Below are 18,377 nucleotides of genomic sequence, written 5' to 3'. Positions count from 1 at the left end.
CCCCCCCCCCCCCCCGCCGCTTCGGGCTGCGTGGACCGGCCGAGGCGCTGCTGCGCCGACTCACCTACGCACGCACCCGGCTGCCGGGGACGCGGGGGGAACACCGCTGACGCGGTCCTCTTCAGGACGTCGGAGGTCAGACGCCGCCCTGTTCCACCGGTTCGTCCACCGGGCACCGCATCATGTCGTTCTCGCCGGGCTCGGTGCTCGGCAGGGCGAACTGTCCGGAACCCAGCCGGTCCCCGTCGCGCCACTCCTCCGTGCCGTCCACGTCGTAGCAGTGACCGCTGAGGTCGTGGACGAGCGTGACCGAGTACTCGGAGGGCCGGTAGGCGATCCCCGATCGCTCCGGAGCTCCCGGGATGAGCACGGTGACCTCGGCGGACGGGTACTGCGGGCTCAGTTCCGCGAGCGTGGTCATCGGTTGTCCCAGCTCGCTGCCGGTCCCGCCCCGGACGGTCTCCTTGTCGACGCCCCCGTTCCGTTCGGGGTCGAGGGGCGTGAGGGTGAGGAAGTCCTCCTCGTACACGCGGTGGCTGCCGACCGTGGGATGGTAGGTGAGCTCCGCCGTGAACTCGACCCCCTCGCCGGTGTCGCGCGCGGCGGTCATGCACACGGTGAGCACCGGGAAGCCGTCCAGTTCTGGTGTGACCAGGCCGAAGTCGACGGTGTCGTGGTCGAGCGGGGAGACGAACGGCCAGACGTCGGGACTGGTGTTGGGCTCGCCCTCGGGCCCCGGGACGAGGAGCGGGGCGTACGCGTCCGGGGAGACGGTCTCCGTGCTGAAGGGGCGCCAGGGAGCGTGGGCGTGCTGGGCACTCATGCGCTCGGCGTCATCGCAGTCCAGGGCTGGGGGACCGCTCTCCTCCCCGGGTTCGTCCTCGGGCTCGGACTCGACAGGTTCCTCGGCGGCGCCCTCCGAGACGACGGTGTCGGCGGGCGACTCACCCAGGGTTTCGAACAGCAGGTAGCCGCCACCGAGCACCGCGACCATCCCGACGGCGCCCACGGCGAGCCAGAGACCGACCCTGCCCCGGGAGACGGTGTCGTCGTCCCCGTCGAGGTCGATCCCGCCGGTCTCCGCCCCCGAGGGACCGTGGCCTCCGGTCCGGGAGGGCCCGAACAGGTACTCCGCTCCCCCGAGTCCGGCCGTGCCCGCGCCGCGCGCGGCGGGCACGGCCCCGTGCCCGCCGCTCATCGGGGGGCGAGGGGTGTGCCCGTACGCCTCGGCCGCCGCTTCGGGCCCCCACTCCTCGTCATCGGTGCCCGCGTCGCCCCCGGTGGAGGAGTCGGGCCCGCCCGGCCCGGGACCGGCGGACGGCCCCTCCGGTCCGGACGGAACGACCGCGCCACCGACCACCGCGCCGGTGTCCCCGGGCGCCGACCCGCTTGCGGCCGTCCGCTGACCCGCCTGGCCCAGGGCGCGTGCGGCCCGGATCCAACGCTCCGGATCGTGCCAGCTCAGGTCCGGTCGCGGCCAGTGCCGGGTGATCAGCGCTCGAAGCTGGTCCGGCCAGGTATTGGCGGTCGACTGTTCGTCGATGCCGAGCATCAACAGGCACTCGAGGTAGGCGTCCTCGGCCGAGGGCCGCAGCTCCGGGTCAGGGGAGAAGGCGCGCATCAGCAGCGGCCGCAGGTCCTCCGGGAGCAGTCTCAGGTCAACTCTCGCCTCGCGTGTGCGGCGGGCCATCTCCCACAGGATCTGCCCGGGCACCCGCCCGGGGTTGTGCCCGGCGGGTGACGCCCCGAACGGGGGTTCGCCGGTGGCCGCGAACACCACGAGACAGGCCCAGCCGTGCACGTCGGACCCCTGTGTGGCGGGCGAGCCCTCGTACCGTTCGGGGGCCAGCCAGCCCAGGCTCGTCCCGCTCTGTACCGACGCCGTGTCGTCGATTCGGCGGGCGATCCCGAAGTCGAGCACGCGGGGCCCGCTCTCCGAGGCCACCACGCTCTCCGGGCGCACGTCGCCGTGCAGGGTGCCCGAGGCGTGGGTGCTGGCGAGTGCCTCGGCCATCCCTGCGGCCAGCACCAGCAGGGCTTCTCCGCCCACGGCTCCGTGCGTTCGCACGTGCTCGCGCAGGTCCACGCCGGGGAGGTAGGCGATCGCGGACCACGGCCGGCCCTCGTGGGTCCCGAGTTCGCGGACGCCCACCGCGCACACTCCGGTGGTGTGGTCGACCGGTGCGACCTCCCCTTCGGAGACGGTCGAGGGCGCCCATTCGGCTCCCGCCATCCGGAGGACGGTCGGTTCGTGGTCGGGGGAGACAGCGGCGAACAGGGTGCTCACACCGTCGGCGCCCAGACGCCCGATGAGTCGGTAGTGGCCCACCTGGAGCGGGTCGCCGTCGGTCAGGGGGGTGACGTTCGACGGCAGAGCGGGGAGGGAGAAGTCCATTGGGGGCAGCTTTCCACACATCAGGGACGGTTGTGGTGGGCCGTGCCGGGATAGCACATTCGATCCCGTTGTTCTGCGAATCTACCTAATTTGTGAGAGATCCGATGCAGCGATCCCCCTTTTCCGCGTGTGCGCGGGACCCATTCGCGACGGACACCCAGCCGCACGCGAGAGCGCGCCCACACCCCCGCGCGGGGGCCGGTAACGCCTGTTCACCAAGGATCGCGGGGGCGATCACGACTGCCCGGTCACCGCCCGACGGGTCGCCACCACGGACTCCATCCGTCGACACGGTGGGTGAGGACGTTACGGGAAGGAGAGGAAATCGGTGCAATCCGATGTCAACCAGTCTCCGACGCCGGACGAAGGCGGATCGCTCCGACAGCGGCGACAGTGAACAGGAAGACCAACCCGACATCGGACACCAGCCACGGGACCAACGTCAGCCCAAATGCACCACAAATCACCCGTGGTCGCACTGATAGTTTCTCCGCGACCACCGACGTCCTTCCTCCACCAGAGAAGACCATGGTTGACGACGCCCCCCGGAACACGGCGGCTCACCGCGCGGACCGCCCCCACGCATCAGGTGACACGACCCCGCCCGAGGTCGATCCCGCAGAGGAAGTGACCTCGCCGAACGATCCCGTGCCGGAACCCCGACCCTCCTTCGGCCGACTCGTCAGTGGGATCGCGGGTAAGGCCCTCCCCCTCTACCTCTCCATGGCCGCCACCGTCGTCGGAACCCTGGTCACCGCAGGGGTCCTGGGTCACACCGGCACCGCCGTCCTGGCCGCCTACGCCATGACCGTCGCCCTGTACAACCCCGCCTCGATGGTGGTCCAGGGTGCGCTGCGCGGATCCATGCCGTTCGTCGCGCAGAACGCCGAGGACCCCGATGCCCTCGCACCCACCCTTCGCGACTCCCTCTGGCTGGCGCTGTGCATGGGCCTGCTCGGCGGCGCGGTGGTGGCGTCGGTGCCGACGGGCGCCCGGTTGATCGGGGTACCCGCGGAGACGGTGGCGGCGCTCGGCCCCTTCCCCTACCTGATGGCGCTCGCCCTCCTCGCCAACTCCTTCCAGTCCTGCGCGACCGTCCTGCTGATCGGGCTGGGCAGGTCCAAGCAGGCGATGACTGTGGGCCTGGTGGGTACGGCGATGTCAGTGGTCCTGATCCCCACGTTGGTCCTGTTGCTCGGCCTGGACATCGCGGGCGCGGGGATCGCGATGCTGCTGACCGCCCTCGCGATGGCGACCGTGGCCCAGGTCCTGCTACGGCGCGGCGCGGTCCTGGCCACCCGACCGCGCGGGCCGGCCGCACCGGACTGGTCGGGGGTCTGGCACATCGCGCGGGTCGGTCTCCCCATGGGGACGACGATGCTGGTCAAGTTCGGTGTTCTCGGCCTGCTCGCGATGGCGGTGGCGCGGATCGGCGCCGTGGAGGCCGCGGCCCATCAGGTGATGGTGACCCTGGTGACCTTCGTCTTCCTCCCCGCGACCGCGACGGGCCAGGCCGCCGTCCCCTTCATGGCGCGCGCCGCCAGGGAGGCCGAGGTCTCCCGGGACGGTTCGGGGAACGGCTCGGAGGGCGGTCCGGGGAGCGGGTTCGGTGAGGTCCGCAGGATCCTGGCGGCGGGGCTGACGCTGGCCCTGCCGGTGATCGGGTTGAGCATGCTCCTCATCTCGGTCGCGGCGGCCCCGGTCATCGGGGTCTTCACCCCCGACCCGGCGGTGTCCACGCTGGTGTCCGCCCTGATCCCGGTGGTCTTCGTGGTCGTCCTCGCCGACGGTGTGCAGGCGATGCCGGGTATGGGGCTGCTGGCCCTGAAGCGCACCGCGCCGACGCTGTACACCTTCGCGGTGTGTTTCGGGCTGCTGGCCCTGGCCGCCTTCCCCGTCGCCTCCGCGGGTGGACTGGCCTGGCTCTGGTGGGCCTACGCACTGGCCAACCTCGGGCTGGTCCTCGGCCAGGCCGGTGGCTTCCTCCGACTGACCCGGGCCTGACCGACCCCGCCCCCACCGAGGCAAAACCCGACCACCACTCGCAGTATGCGAACAGGACGGTTCAGGGAACGGCCCGCTTCATGCGTGACTCGCATAGAAGTCATGCTTCGTACCGGTGGATCTCTCGCTTGCCTTCCCATCCTCGCGACGGCACGCCCACCGCCACCGACCTCGACGGGGGTGCCAAGCGGACCCCGAAGACCCCTGCTTTCCCCTGCGCGACACCACCATGATTTCGGGAGGCGTCCATTCGCATTTCACTGGGTAAAGCGCTCGGTAAGCGCTCGTATATTTCTTCGGGAATCGACTCGAGAACGCGGCCTCGCTCGGGCGTCCGGGCCCACGGAAGGCCCGATCCCCGCAAGCACGGTGACGCCCCTTGGACCCGACGTCCTCGACACCGGCACCCTGTGCACCCGGGGGCTGCCACCCGCGTCAACCCCTTCCGAAGCCCCACTCCGAGGGGGAACCGGACAGTTACCCCAAGGAACGAGACAACCGTCGATGTTTCCCTTGGGGTCGGAGAAGCCCCATGAGGCCATCCCAGCGGCCACCAGGAGCCACCTCAAGGACATGCCCAACCCGCCCCCGGTAAGGAGCACATCGCCACGCCACCCGCCACTGGGAGCCACGGCAGGGCGTCCGGCGCAGACCCCTCCCCGCCGAAACCTGCACTCCGAGGGTGTCCGGTTTCCGCCAAGCGATGACTTTAGACACCAAACCACCTACAAAAGACGGCACGGAGCGCCCGCCCCAACCAATCCGGACGCCGCCAATGACCACCCCGAGTGCGGCACTGAGCCACATCGGAGAATCAGATTGAGGAATTGCCACGGAACGGCTGCGAAGCACCCTCCGCCTCAGGCATACTCGGACCGTCGGTCACCGGTCGGCACTGGCTTCGAGCCCGAGGCCAGCGCGTGTCCTGGTGTCCGCGTCATGCACTCAGCGTTCCGTGCGTTCGCCCGTTTCCGGGGCCCGGCGGTTGGTTCACGTTCACCACAGAACGGGATTCCCGGACATGGACAGAATGGTTCCGCGAAGCGATAGAGTGCATCTGCGGGATCTCGCTTTCTCTCGTTCGTCACACGAGGGATGTGCGGGTTCGATGGGGATTGACTTCGTGGAAGTTGTAATCTAGGGGGAACTTCCGCCAAAGGCACTCCCGCCTGCTCAAGTGGCATGGGATTCGGGGGAATTCACGTTCGCCGAGCACGTGGATGTTCCATTCGCCACCGAGGGGCCCTGCGCCTCTGCTGCCTTCCGTGCGACAAAGCCACTGGAGGGAAAGGGGAACAGAGGGTTCGCGGGCCCCGACCAAGAAGGAAAAAGGGGGGGCACTCGCCGTTCCTGCCATCTGGGGGGAGAGGCAGGAACGGAGGCCATCCTCGGTCGCGGCCCCGGTTCGCGTCGGCTCTGAGGAGCCGACCGCGACCGGGGCCGCACTCCTTCGCCCCCGTCCCACGAATGAGACCGACGTCGAGCCCTTACCCGGATCACGCATACGGCTGCGCTCGAACCAACCCCCGACCCCGCCACGGAGACACCCGCACCAGAAACACGACGAGGGCGGGAACTCAGCGCCACCCGGCTTCGTTGCGCCTGCGTGAGTGAAGACATGACGTGTTCGCGCCGCGGGGCCACCCCGGTCCCGTCGCCCCATGGGGGATCGCACGGACGGAAGCTCACGCCTGCGCCACCAGCACGCGCGACAGCGTCAACGGAACCGCGCCTAGCGCGAGTCCCGACAGCTCAGCACCGTCTCCAGCAGCCCGGGGAACCGCCCGTCGAGCTCCTGGTCCCGCAGCGAGACGAAGCAGCGCGTGCCCTCGGTCCGGTTCTGGATCACCCCGGCGTTGCGCAGGATCTTCAGGTGGTGGCTCAGGGTCGACTGCGCGATCGGAAGTTCGATGTCCTTCCAGGCCCGCTCACCCTCGAACTCGGCGAGCATGCACACGATCCGCATCCGGGTGGGTTCGGCCAACGCGGACAGGACCGTGACCAGATCCACTTCGGCCAGGGCCGGATGCTCATGCCCCTTGGACGGCCCCTTGGGAACCAAGACCCCACCTCCACTTCCTCTGTCACGCAGCCGTTCCGCACGTCCGTTCGAGGGCGTCGCCGCCCCGCCGAACCCCGTCCGGCGGCCTCGCCGATCCGCGGTCAGGATTTGGTGTGCGTTCAGCGGCGAGTGTACCGTCAATGTTCGATGTTCGACGATCATCGAATGATTCAGGCCAGTGGGGGTAACTGAGATGACGGAATCAGCTGGGGCAGCACGGACCGAGACACCGGGAACGGGGCCCGCCCTGTCCGTCCTGGACCACGCGAGCATCGTCGAGGGCTCCACCCCCGGCGAGGCCCTGCGCGACGCCCGCGAACTCGCCCAGAACCTGGAACGCTGGGGCTACACGCGTTTCTGGTTGTCCGAGCACCACAACATGCGGGCCATCGCCAGCGCGGCCACCTCGGTCTCCCTCGGCTTCATCGCCGAGGGAACCTCCACCATCAGGGTCGGCTCGGGCGGCGTCATGCTCCCGAACCACTCCCCACTGGTGATCGCCGAACAGTTCGGCACCCTGGAGTCCCTCTACCCGGGACGCATCGACCTCGGGCTGGGGCGTGCCCCGGGAACCGACCCGCGCACCATGCGGGCCATGCGCCGTGACCACTCCGCCTCCTCGACCTTCCCCCAGGACGTCCAGGAGCTCCGGTCGCTCTTCGAGCCCGCCAGCCCCGGACAGCCGGTGCGCGCCGTCCCCGGCGAGGGCCTGCGGGTGCCCCTGTGGATCCTCGGATCCAGCCTGTTCGGCGCCCAGCTCGCCGCGCACCTGGGGCTGCCGTACGCCTTCGCGTCGCACTTCGCGCCGAGCGCGCTCTACGACGCGCTCGCCGCCTACCGGGAGGACTTCGCGCCCTCGGAGCAGGCCCAGAAGCCGTACGCGATGGCCGGGATCAACGTGGTCGTCGCCGACACCGACGCCGAGGCGAAGAACCTGTTCACCTCGCAGCAGCAGGCCTTCCTGGGCATCATGCGCAACGCGCGCGGCCTGCTCCAGCCCCCGGTCCGGAGTTCGGCCATGGACACGATGTGGCGCCCCGGGGAGAAGGAGCAGACGAGTGCGATGCTCCGCTACTCGTTCGTGGGCTCCCAGGAGACCGTGCGGAGCAGGATCGACCAGTTCGTCGCCGACACCGGCGTGGACGAACTGATGATCTCCTCGATGATCTACGACAAGACGGCCCGCTTCCGCTCCTACGAACTGCTGGCCGACGCGTTCGGTCCGGCGGCGCCCGTCGGGAGCTGAGTGCGGCACGGAACCCTGACCGGGGGTACTGGTCAAGGGTGCGGAACCGGATCAGGCAGGATCCGGAACCGCTTCCTCCGGTGACAGGGATGGGGCGGGGTCGTCAGGGACCCCGCCCCGCACTGTCTCCGGGGACCGTCCTGTGAACAGAGGACGGTGGCGTCGGGCCGGGCACCCGTCCGTCCTGTTCACGGGCGGCCGCACTGTCGAGTTCCCTGCGCGCGGGGCCGCTCAGCGGGATGCGGCGCCACCACCACTTCTCGTCGGTCCGGCCCTCGGCCTCCGGTTCGGCCAGGGCCAGGAGGCCGACGCCGTCCTCCTCCGTGAGGGAACGGAAGCGCTCGTCGAGGTCGGCCAGGGCGGAGTCCACGCTCCTGGTGAGTTCCGTGCCCAGGGTGGCGATCCCCCGATCCACGAAGTCGCGCAGGACGAGCGCGGTCACGAGGTCGTGGACACCGCAGGCGGAGGGGTCCCCGTCCGCGAGGGTGAGATCCGCCCGCAGTCTTCGGACGTGCGTGTGCCAGGCGCCGAGCAGGCCCAGCAGGCCGAACTCGTGGCCGGTGGGGATACGGACCGGGAACTGTTCGAGCCGGTCCAGCTCCTCGGGGGCGAAGTAGCGGCGAAACCACTCCCCCGCCTCTGGTTCCGCTGGTTCCGGAGTCATGGAACTCCTTCTGGGGTGAGCTGGGTCGGTTCTGGGGGGCGGGTGTCGGATCAGCCAGGCGGGAACAGGGCCGGACGGGTGAGGGGAGCGGGGTCGGAGGACGTTCGAGACTCGGTGTGTGGGGGCTTCGTGCCCCGAAATCGGCCCAGGACTCACCCGGGTAGACGATAACGTCCCCGTGCCTCATACGGTCGGAAAGGTGATCCTGGCGTCGGCCGGCGCGGGCGGCGCGGTTCGCACCGCCACACGCGACAGGGTTCGCGTCTCCTGGATCTTTCGATCCGCCAGGCACACCATCGTGGTACCCCCACACCTCACCTCCCCCTGCATTCTCTTACGCCGCTCCCCCCTACGGCCGGTTCACCCGTTTCCTGGGAAACGGATGCGGAGCGGCCACCGCGGGTGTAGGGGCGCGGCCCCCGGAGGTCAGTCCCCGCCCCCACCGCCGCCTCCGTCACCGCCACCGGAACCCCCCGAACCGTCACCTGAGCCGCCGTCGAAGAGCCCGCCACCGCCCGAGGAACCTCCGTGGGAACCCGATGGAGCCGAGCCACCGGAGTCGCCGCCCACCGAGCACAGGTCGGCGAACTCGCACAGGTCGCCCCAGTCGAGCTCGAACCCCTCCCGGGGCTCGGGGGTCCGCTCCGCGAACCCGCCCGAGGACTCTCCGACCAGCTGTGCCGATCCCGAGTCCGTCACGACCCGCACGGCGTCCCCGCCCGAACCGTCCCGCCCCCGGCGCCCCGCCGCCTCACGGCCCATCGGGCCGAGCCCGATCACCGCGGTGTAGCCGAGCGCCTCCTCCCGCACCATCGAACGTCCCTCGACGTCGTCGACGGAGTAGGTCCGTTCCGCCTCCAGGAGCAGTTCCCGGCCCGAGGGGGTCCTGGTGGAGACGTTCCGACCGCCCCGGCCCAGGTACAGGGCGAAGGAGAAGCCGTTCAGCACGGAGAGGATCCCGCCGAGCACGGTCAGGGCGACCGTCCAGCCGTTCTGTTCGTGGGCCGTCATCAGCACCAGCCCGGCCAGCAGCAGCCCCGACCCCACGAAGGAGAGCCGTTGGGAGATCCACCCGCCGTCGTGGAAGTCGGCCAGCGTCTTGGTGAGCTCACCGGAGTGGGCGATCAGACGCCGTTCGGCGAGCCGCTGCCGGACCCGGTCGATGCCCCGGCTGAAGGTCGCCGTACGAATCATCCCCCGGGCCGTCAATCCCGTGCGGTCCTTGAACGCCTTGACGATGTCCCTGCGTACCTGGTCCTTCTCAGTGACGTAGGCGTTGGAGGGACCCACCAGGGTGAAGAACCCGCCCCTGGTCTGGCGTCGGATGCGTCCCGAGAGAAAGAGGTCCAGGAGCACCACCTCCCCGACGCGGGTGGCACCGCCCACGAGGTAGGCGAGTTCGGTGGGGGTGAGTTCCTCGGGCCTCGGCTGTCGGCTCGGGGCGGGGACCGACGAGACCGACGCGCCGATCACACGATTCGCGTTGAACACCTTGACGAGGGGAAACAGACCGATGGCCAGGCCGAGCAGGGCCCCCAGGAGGGGGATGAGCACCGTGGCGTCCAAGATTCGGGCCTTTCTGACAGGTCGGCCGTTGGGGGCGTCGGCCAGGAGGATCAGCTGGAGCAGGGGTGCGGCTGTGGAGGGTCACTGAGGTAGGGGTGGCGAAGGGTGAGCGTCGTGCGCGAACTGGACAATTCAACACCATCGCGCGGACACACCCTCTGGCCTGGGGCTTTGTTCCCGCATCACGGACTCGACCGCGAAAACACAGCAACCTCCTCCCTGTCAAATGACCCGTGGAAGACTCCCGCGGACATCCGAGCCCTCCAACAAGGCGAGAGAACCCCGAGAATCAACCCTTACCTGCGACTTCTCGGACGGAAGGGAAACGGGGAATCCAGAGCACCTAGGATGAACCCCGAATCAATGTGGCCACATTCGGCCAGACTCGGGGGTGGGACACCGAGTGATGTCCGATAGTGGAGGGGCACGGGTTCAGGGCACCGCCATGCGCGGACCCGGATCAGTTCAGCCCCGCGAGGAGGTGACCGCGATGACCACGTTCCAGACAGCACGGGCCACACAGAGCGCAGGACAGAGCAGCTTTGGGCACGCCCCCGGCCGGCGTCCGGCCCTCGAACCAGGCGAACTCGCCAGCGGCTGTGGCCTCGCAGCCCCAGTCCCCCAAGGAGTCCCCCAGTGAACTTCACGCACCAGGTCTGGGTCAGGCTCAGCTCCCTCGCCCTTCCCAGGGCCGAGCGCAGCAGCGATCGAGGTGCTGGTTTCGTCGAGTACGGGGCCATCCTCGTGTTCGTCGGACTGGTCGCCATGGTCCTCATGGGCAGCGGGATCGCCGACACCATCGTCCAAGGGATCAGCCGGACGATCCGGACCACCCTGACTCCCCCGTGACCTCCGATCGCCTGCGACGATGACCCCCATGGAACAGCCAGAGGAGCGGTAGGAGTTTGACGCCCGAGACCAGGCCTCCCTCGATGGAGGCGAGTACAAGAGGCATGTCGGCGGCAGCACTGCTCTCCGTGCTTCTGTTCACTCTCTCCGGTTGCGTCGTGGCTTCGGACAGCGCCCCCGAACGACCTGACGCGACATCAGAGGGGTCGGGAGGAGAGGTCACCGAAAACGGTGGGACCGAAGAGGACAACTCGGAAGTCATCGCCAGTTCGGTTACCACTTCAACCGACATCGGCTCGGACCTGCAAATCGATGTCTACGCCCTTGAGAGGCTGGAGAACGACCTTCTTCGGCTCCGCATGGGAGTCACCAACAACTCCTCTGAAAGCTTCATTCTCGGCTTTGGCCTGTCCGGCTCGAATGATGAGGACAGCGCGAGCGAAATCAGCCTCATCGACAGTGCGAACCAGAAGAGATACCGAAGCCTGAAGCACACTGATACCAGCTGCTTCTGCAATGCCCTCCCCGGAGCACTGGAAAGCGGATCGACCGAAGAACTCTGGGTCATGTATCCGAATCCACCAGCCGACGTGCGCAGCATGAGCATCGTCACCCCGCTGACCCCTCCGATGCTGGACGTACCCATCAGCCGGTCATCCGAGTCGGTGGAGAGCGGTGATCTGGAAGGCGACGAGGTTCTCAATCTCACCCTCATTTCCGACAGCCTGGATGGAGACCAGACCGGGCGGACCGAGAGCGGAGACGAGGTGAGCATCATCCTTTCCTCTGATGTTCTCTTCGGCACGGGCAGCTCAGACCTCAGCGACGAGGCCCAGGAGATCCTGGAACAGGTGGCGCAGGAAATCGATGACGCGGGCTCGAACGTGGTCTCCGTCGACGGATACGCCGATGACACCGGCAACGACGCGGTGAACCTCCCACTCTCGGAGGATCGTGCCGCGAGCGTTGAGTCCTCCCTGAGTGAACTGATCACCCGCGAGGGCATCACCTTTGAGGCCGCGGGCCATGGATCCGCGGACCCTATTGCCGACAACGCCACCGAAGAGGGACGTGAGCGCAACCGCCGTGTGAGCGTCACGTTCGAGAAGTAGGGGTCTGATGAAGCGAATCGTCCGAGCCGTCGGGGCCGCCGCTCTGCTCGCGGTTCTGGCCGCCGTCACCTCTTCCGGGGCGCTGGCCGCCTCTGGGCCGATGACCGAGAATCTCGATTCCCTGGGAACCGCGGAGTCGAACGAGGGTTTCAGCTCGGGCCTGTCCGCCGAGGTCCACTCTGCGGAGAAGGACGGAGCGGAATCCTTCCTTTCCGTGACTTGGAGCATTCGTAACGACAGCGGCGAGGACGTCTACTTCGACTGGCCGACTGGGGATTCGTATCTGTACGAGAACATCCCCTACTCCGGGGTCACGGCGACTTCCACGGATATGGCCACTCGGTTCCATCCGATTATGGACAGCTCCAACGCATGCCTCTGCTCCGGGGTTTCGTCCATCGACTTCAAGGAACGGATCGGCCCGGGTGAGCAGGTAGCGTACTGGTCCATGTTCTCGGTCCCCGAAGACGTCGACGCGATCAACCTCGAGATCCCAGGCTTCGCCGACATCGAGGACATCACGATCTCCTGAACACATCCCCCGATCGTTCCCGGACTCTTCTGGAGGCGGAGTTGACCACCCCTCACCGTCCCGAGCTCGGGGACACGCGCCGCCCCTCCTCCAACCGACCCCCCAACCGTTCGGACGGGCGCGACCGCCCTCCTCGGATGTCCGTGTGGCGGGAGAGGCTTCTACGGTGGGCCAGGGCCCCTCGGGACGCCGGGCAGGACCGCGGCGCCGCGTTCGTGGAGATGGGGGCGACGGTCATCCTGGCCGCGCTGATCATCGCCACCGTGTACGCCTCCGGCGTGAGCTCCACCTTCAACGAGGGTGTCCGGCAGATGGTGTGTCTGGTGAACGGCCCCGGCTGCGGTGACCAGACGTGGGTGGACGAGGACCGTCCGGACGAACCGGAGCAGTTCGAGTGGGGGGCGGGAAACTCCAACGCGAGCGACAACAAGAACCTCGGCATGCAGGCGGCCGCCGCCGACCCGTACAACTGGACCGACCAGGAGTGGACGTGTCTGGACGGTCTCTGGAGCGCGATGTCCAACTGGGACTCCGGGATGGTCGACCCGACGACCGGCGCACGCGGGATCGTCGGGTTCAACCCCGCGGAGCACGGCTCGTTGCCCTCGGGGTTCGGTGACAGCGCGTCGGCGCAGATCAACTGGGGACTGGGCTACATCAAGGAGGCCCACGGCTCCCCGTGTACGGCGTGGCGGTACTGGCAGAGCACCGGGTACTACTAGGCGGTCGCCGTCTCCGAACCATGGTTCGGACCATGGGATCATCTCACCGTGCGCGACCTGGTGTTTCCCCACGGTGGCCGGATTCGGCCAGGCGAAGTCCGCTCCGGGCCGGGATTTTTGACCGTCGATCCGGCAGAGTGTCCATCACGACCAACGTCGCGTTGCTCCTGTCGAGACGTTGTGGGTGGGTCAAGCACCGAACGTTGGGTCGAAGCAGGAGTTCACCAACCGGGGGCGGAGATCCCGCGGTTCAGCACGTGCGCCCCCACGCGCTGGGGCACACGGCACGGCACGACCACAGACCAGGAGACGGCGCCCGGACGGGGGGCGGGCCCCGTTCGGGTGGGTCGGATTCGGCGGTCGGGGATGGTGCTCGGACCTGGAGGGTCTCCGAGCACTCGCCCCGACCCGTTTCCGGTACCGGCCGAGCCGTCTCCCCCCACCGCTCCCCCGCCCCGAACCCCGGCTCCCCTTGCCGAGGGGCGGGGGAGCGGGCCTCACTCCCGGCTCCCCGGAACCGCGAGTGGTCCTGTTGTCCGCCCGCGCCACGACCGCGTGAACGCGCCGCAAAACCCCCACAGTTGGCAGCAAACCTTTGGACAGTTCAGGACAGATTCGGACTTTTAGTGCCATATCACCCATAGCCTGATCCCTCAATCCCCACCGGGCCCCGGCCAGGGCGCACGGCTCGGTGTGGGGGGACGGGGCCGGGACCACCTCGCACGCACACGGCGCGGTCGGTCTCGAGGACATGGGGGCTCGATGAGGATCGCCTATCTGATCAACGACATGTACGGCATCGGTGGCACCGTGCGCACGGTCGCCAACCAGGCGGCGGCTCTGTCCGCCCGGCACGACGTGGAGATCGTCTCGGTGTTCCGGCACCGCGCCGATCCCGTACTCCCCGTTCCCCCTCAGGTCAGCCTGCGTCCCCTGGTCGACATCCGACAGCACGACGAGCGCTCGACCGGGGTGAACGGGCGCCCGCTGTACGAGGGGTCGGAACGGGCCGGGCTCCCCCCGCTGCTCTTCCCGCCGGAGGACGGTCGAGGGAGCACGCACAGCCGACTCACCGACGACCGGTTGGAGGAGTACCTGGCCACCACCGACGCCGACGTGATCGTGGGGACCCGGCCCGGACTCAACGTGGTGATCGCACGGGCCGCGCCCAGCCGCGTCATCAAGGTCGGCCAGGAACACCTCACCTACGAGCAGCACTCCGAGGAACTGATCCGGGTCATGGCGGCCGAGTACCCCAACCTCGACGCGTTCGTGACCGTCACCGAGGCGGACGCGCGCACCTACGCGGCACGGATGCCACTGCCGGGGGTGCGGCTGCTGTCCATCCCCAACTCGGTGCCCGCGCCGCCCTTCACCGTGAACGGTCACGACACACGCACGATCGTCTCCGCGGGCAGGCTGGCCCCCAGCAAGCGGCACGACCTGCTGGTCCAGGCGTTCTCCATGGTCAGCGAGGAGTTCCCCGACTGGACGCTGAGGATCTACGGGCGGGGCAGCCGACGCGGAGCGCTCGGCAGACTGGTGGGTTCCCTGGGACTCCAGGACCGTGTGTGGCTGATGGGGCCTCACCCAAGGGTCGAGGAGGCCTGGGCCCAGGGAGCGTTCGCCGCGGTGACCTCCAGCGAGGAGCCCTTCGGGATGACCATCGTGGAGGCGATGCGCTCCGGGTTGCCGGTGGTGAGCACGAACTGCCCCCACGGACCCGCGTCCATCATCCGGGACCGGGAGGACGGCCTCCTGGTGCCGAACAAGTCCGCGCCCGGGATCGCCGAGGGCCTGGCCCAGCTCATGGGGGACGACGAGATGCGTCAGCGCATGTCGTCGGCGGCGCTCTCCGGATCCGAGCGCTTCGACCCGGTCAACGTGGTCCGGTTGCACGAGGAGCTGTTCTTCGACCTCGCTGGGGCGGGGACGCCGTCCTCGCCGGTGGCGTCCGTGCCCGCGCCCCGCACGGAGCCGCCCGCCGCCTGCCGGGTGGAGGTCGGTCCCGACGGAGTGACGGTGCTGTCCTTCAGCCCGGACGAAGGGAGGTTCGGGGCCGTGGCGGGTCGGAACCCGGGCCGCGTGGTGCTGACGAAGAAGGGACGGCGGGTCGAGCTGCTGCCCGAGGCCGACGGCCGGTTCCTGGTGGACGCGTCCCGAACGGGAGACGACACCGAGGGGCCCGGGGATGAGCGGCCGAAGGATCTGGTCACCGGGACATGGCAGGTGTACCGGGTGGACGACGGTCTGGAGACCCCGGTACGCGACGTGGAGATCCACCAGCACGGGTTCCCGTTGGTGCCCGAGCGGACCGCGGAGCTCTCCATGGTGATTCCCGCGCGGTCCGCGAAGGGGCGCCTGGTGCTGCACGTGCGGCGTTCGGCGCACCACGCGGAGATCTCACATGTGGAGGTCGCGGACGGGCTGATCACCGTGCAGGGGCGGGTGCTCGGTAGGCACCTCCCCGACGCGCGCGCCCGACTGGTCGTGCGGCTGCGGACCTCCCCTCAGACCCGGCGCGAGTTCCCCTCGGCTGTCGCGGCCGGGGGCGAGTTCACCTCCGTGATCGATCCCGAGCTGGTGGTGCGCGGGAGGGAGGGCGACTCCGAGAAGTGGGAGATGCGCGTGGTCCTGTCGGACGGCACCGAGTACACCGTGGGCCGTCACCTGTCCGGGGTGGTCGGGTACAAGAAGATCATCGAGTACGCGCCCCAGAAGGTGCGGCCCGAGCTCGGCCTCGGCACCAGGGTGCGCCCGTACTACACGATCAACGACCGGCTGGGGCTCCTGACCGCTCCGTTGGCGCCGTCACTGCCGGTGGACCGGGTCCGGGTGCGGCCGATGGGCCGCCACGGCGACCAGCTGTACTTCGAGGTGGTCCTGGGGGCCCCGGTCCCCGTGGACACGAGCTTCGCGCTCGAGGTGGTGCGGGGCACCGGCTCCGGGCAGCGGTTCCCGCTGGAGGTGCTACCCGCCCAGCCCGGCGGGGAGGAAGGGCGTCTGGTGGGGATCCTCCCGCTGCTCGAACACGACGACTACCGGGGGCTGTCGGCGCTGCGTGCCTCCTGGCAGCTCAGGTTGAAGGCGGGCCCGGCGGACGCGCTGGCCAAGCTGGGAGCGAAGGCGGTTCCGGACCGGACCGCCCGCCGGTGGAGCCACGGCGCCTACGTGCGGTCCGCGACCGTCTCCCCGCTGGGTTCGGGGGATCTCAGGGTCACCGTCGCCGATGTCCACCTGGTGGAGGCCATCAACCGCCGTATCCACTGAGACGGACACAAGAGTGCCGGGGCGGGTCGGCCCACCCCGGCCTGGACAACCCTGAGCACACCGCTACAGTTCCCCTCATGGACGGGCACACCACGACACGGCGGTGGGGCACCCTGGTGGTGCCCCTGGTGGCCGTCGTCGTGCTGTGCTTCCTGTGCGCGCTGTGTTATCCGGGCTCCGGTTCAGCAGGGGAGATCGGCCCCCTGGCCGCCACGGAGTGGTCCGCGGCCTCCGACTCCGCCGAGGACCCGGGGTCCTCGCACGCCTGCCCCACACCGGACGAGCGTGGTCTGTTGACCGCGCAGCCGATGCTCGCCCTCGGGTCGGCGCTGGTCCTGTGTGTGCCCGTGCCGCCCCGAGCCGGGCCCTCCCCGCGCCGCACGCGCGGGGACCCTGCCGGGCCGCACGGCCACCGCCTGCTCACCCTCCTCTGCGTCCAGCGGGTCTAGGAGCACCCCCGAGCCCCGCCCCGTGCTCGTGGGGCTCACACGCGTGCCCTCGTTCGCAACGGACCCCAGGAACCCTCACATGAGCAAGAACCTGATCATCACCCTCTGCCTGCTCGTCGTCGCCGCCCTCGGGATCGGCCTGCTCGTCTACCTCGACCGGGACGACGAGGCCGCGACGGCGCGGGGCGACGCCGGACCGACCGCCCCGGGGTCCTCTCCCGAGGACCAGCCCACCGCCCCGGCCGACGTGCTCGTTCGGGACGACAGCCGCTACCTTGACCGGGTGGAGGACGCCCAGGTCACGGTGGTGGAGTTCCTCGACTTCGAGTGCGAGGCCTGCCGCGCCCAGTACCCCGCGATGGAGCAGGTCCGGGAGGACTACGAAGGCCGGATCAACGTGGTGATCCGCTACTTCCCGCTCCCCGGTCACCTCAACTCCGGCCCGTCCGCGGCCGCGGTGGAGGCCGCCGCCCAGCAGGACGCCCTGGACGAGATGTACCAGAGGATGTTCGAGACCCAGGGTGAGTGGGGCGAGTCCCGCGAGGACCAGAGCGAGGTGTTCGTGGGCTTCGCGGAGGACCTCGGGCTGGACATGGACGAGTTCGTGGAGACCATGGAGTCCGATGAGACCGAGGCGCGGGTCCAGGCGGACTTCGACGACGGTCTGCTGCTCGGTGTACAGGGCACCCCGACCATCTTCGTCAACGGCCGCCTCGCTCCGAGCATGCCGACCCCCGAGGTCCTGTCCGCCATGATCGACTCGGAGCTGGAGTGATGGCCGCCGCCGTGCGTCACGACGGCGCGGTCGGTTCCGCGAACCCGCGCCCCGGCGCGGACGTGCCCGTCGTCAGTCGGGCCCTGCCGTGGCTGCTCGTGGTGGGCGGGCTGGTCGGCATGGTCGCTGCCGCCGCCCTGCTGGTGGAGAGGATCCGGGTCCTGGCCGACCCCGACCACGTGCCCGCGTGCAGCTTCAACCCGGTGCTCTCCTGCGGGACGGTGATGGTGACCCCGCAGGCAGAGGTGTTCGGCGTCCCCAACCCGCTCATCGGAGTGGTCTGCTTCGCTGTGGTCACTGCAGTGGGGGCGGCCCTGCTCGCCAGGACCGAACCGGGGACGGGGGCTGGACCGGGGGCGCGAGCCGACCTCGGGTTCCGTCGGTGGTTCTGGCTGGGTCTCCAGGCGGGATGCCTGTTCGGCGTGGTGTTCGTGCACTGGTTGATCTTCCAGAGCCTGTACCGGATCGGAGCGCTGTGCCCCTACTGCATGGTGGTCTGGGTGGTGACGATCCCGCTCTTCTGGTACGTCACGCTGCACAACCTGCGATCCGGGCACGTGCCGGTACCGAGCGCGCTGAGGCGCCCTGTCGGGGTCCTGGCACGCAACCACACCGTGGTGCTGACCGTGTGGGGCGTGGTGATCGTCGGCGCGGTCGCCGAGGCCTTCTGGAGCTACTGGACGACCCTGTTGTAGGGCGCCGCGGAGCGGGCCGCCGGTTCCCGGGGAGGA

14 protein-coding genes are annotated in these 18,377 nt (G+C 69.3%); 10 read left to right on the top strand and 4 right to left on the bottom strand.

Annotated features, from left to right (window positions below; genetic code table 11):
* Positions 1 to 136 precede the first annotated feature (136 nt).
* Entirely contained in the window at positions 137 to 2,395 is a 2,259-nt protein-coding gene (locus D452_RS0108610; protein ID WP_017543751.1) for a serine/threonine protein kinase, read from the bottom strand.
* Positions 2,396 to 2,923: 528 nt separating this feature from the next.
* Here D452_RS0108610 and D452_RS0108605 point away from each other — a divergent pair.
* Complete coding sequence (locus D452_RS0108605; RefSeq protein WP_083927470.1) at positions 2,924 to 4,399, top strand: MATE family efflux transporter; 1,476 nt, start codon at positions 2,924 to 2,926, stop codon at positions 4,397 to 4,399.
* Positions 4,400 to 6,131: 1,732 nt separating this feature from the next.
* Here the strand turns inward: D452_RS0108605 and D452_RS0108600 are convergent.
* Positions 6,132 to 6,410, bottom strand: a complete 279-nt coding sequence (locus D452_RS0108600) for an ArsR/SmtB family transcription factor (RefSeq protein WP_017543749.1) — start codon at positions 6,408 to 6,410, stop codon at positions 6,132 to 6,134.
* A gap of 244 nt (positions 6,411 to 6,654) precedes the next feature.
* Between D452_RS0108600 and D452_RS0108595 the strand changes: the two genes are divergently transcribed.
* Positions 6,655 to 7,707 (top strand): LLM class flavin-dependent oxidoreductase, encoded by a 1,053-nt coding sequence (locus tag D452_RS0108595; protein WP_017543748.1) that lies wholly within the window; start codon positions 6,655 to 6,657, stop codon positions 7,705 to 7,707.
* Positions 7,708 to 7,810: 103 nt separating this feature from the next.
* Here D452_RS0108595 and D452_RS0108590 read toward each other — a convergent pair whose 3' ends face one another.
* Positions 7,811 to 8,371, bottom strand: coding sequence for a hypothetical protein (locus D452_RS0108590; RefSeq protein ID WP_017543747.1), 561 nt, complete (start codon positions 8,369 to 8,371; stop codon positions 7,811 to 7,813).
* Positions 8,372 to 8,797: 426 nt separating this feature from the next.
* Entirely contained in the window at positions 8,798 to 9,937 is a 1,140-nt protein-coding gene (locus D452_RS31680) for a TIGR04222 domain-containing membrane protein (RefSeq protein WP_026129103.1), read from the bottom strand.
* A gap of 636 nt (positions 9,938 to 10,573) precedes the next feature.
* On the opposite strand from D452_RS31680, the gene D452_RS0108580 reads away from it, so the two are divergent.
* The 8 genes from D452_RS0108580 to D452_RS0108545 all read left to right on the top strand — a co-directional run bounded on the left by D452_RS0108580 (position 10,574) and on the right by D452_RS0108545 (position 18,341).
* Positions 10,574 to 10,786, top strand: a complete 213-nt coding sequence (locus tag D452_RS0108580; RefSeq protein WP_017543746.1) for a hypothetical protein — start codon at positions 10,574 to 10,576, stop codon at positions 10,784 to 10,786.
* 56 nt (positions 10,787 to 10,842) lie between these two features.
* The gene (locus tag D452_RS30270) at positions 10,843 to 11,898 is read left to right on the top strand and encodes an OmpA family protein (protein ID WP_239646347.1); all 1,056 of its coding nucleotides are present in this window, start codon (positions 10,843 to 10,845) and stop codon (positions 11,896 to 11,898) included.
* Between the two features lie 7 nt (positions 11,899 to 11,905).
* Entirely contained in the window at positions 11,906 to 12,430 is a 525-nt protein-coding gene (locus D452_RS31300; protein WP_017543744.1) for a hypothetical protein, read from the top strand.
* Between the two features lie 137 nt (positions 12,431 to 12,567).
* A complete protein-coding gene (locus D452_RS27955) occupies positions 12,568 to 13,152 on the top strand; it encodes an aggregation-promoting factor C-terminal-like domain-containing protein (RefSeq protein WP_239646346.1) in 585 nt (194 codons plus the stop codon).
* 762 nt (positions 13,153 to 13,914) lie between these two features.
* Positions 13,915 to 16,422, top strand: a complete 2,508-nt coding sequence (locus D452_RS0108560) for a glycosyltransferase family 4 protein (RefSeq protein ID WP_026129099.1) — start codon at positions 13,915 to 13,917, stop codon at positions 16,420 to 16,422.
* Positions 16,423 to 16,499: 77 nt separating this feature from the next.
* Complete coding sequence (locus D452_RS0108555; protein ID WP_017543742.1) at positions 16,500 to 16,871, top strand: hypothetical protein; 372 nt, start codon at positions 16,500 to 16,502, stop codon at positions 16,869 to 16,871.
* A gap of 79 nt (positions 16,872 to 16,950) precedes the next feature.
* Positions 16,951 to 17,646 carry a DsbA family protein gene (locus D452_RS0108550; RefSeq protein WP_017543741.1) on the top strand — a complete coding sequence of 232 codons (696 nt, stop codon included), beginning with the start codon at positions 16,951 to 16,953 and terminating at the stop codon, positions 17,644 to 17,646.
* The gene (locus D452_RS0108545) at positions 17,646 to 18,341 is read left to right on the top strand and encodes a vitamin K epoxide reductase family protein (RefSeq protein ID WP_017543740.1); all 696 of its coding nucleotides are present in this window, start codon (positions 17,646 to 17,648) and stop codon (positions 18,339 to 18,341) included. The genes D452_RS0108550 and D452_RS0108545 overlap by 1 nt, the downstream gene beginning before the upstream one ends.
* Positions 18,342 to 18,377 lie beyond the last annotated feature (36 nt).

Source organism: Nocardiopsis prasina DSM 43845, assembly GCF_000341265.1.
Lineage (GTDB): Bacteria > Actinomycetota > Actinomycetes > Streptosporangiales > Streptosporangiaceae > Nocardiopsis > Nocardiopsis prasina.
This window is presented reverse-complemented; position numbering and strand designations above follow the sequence as displayed.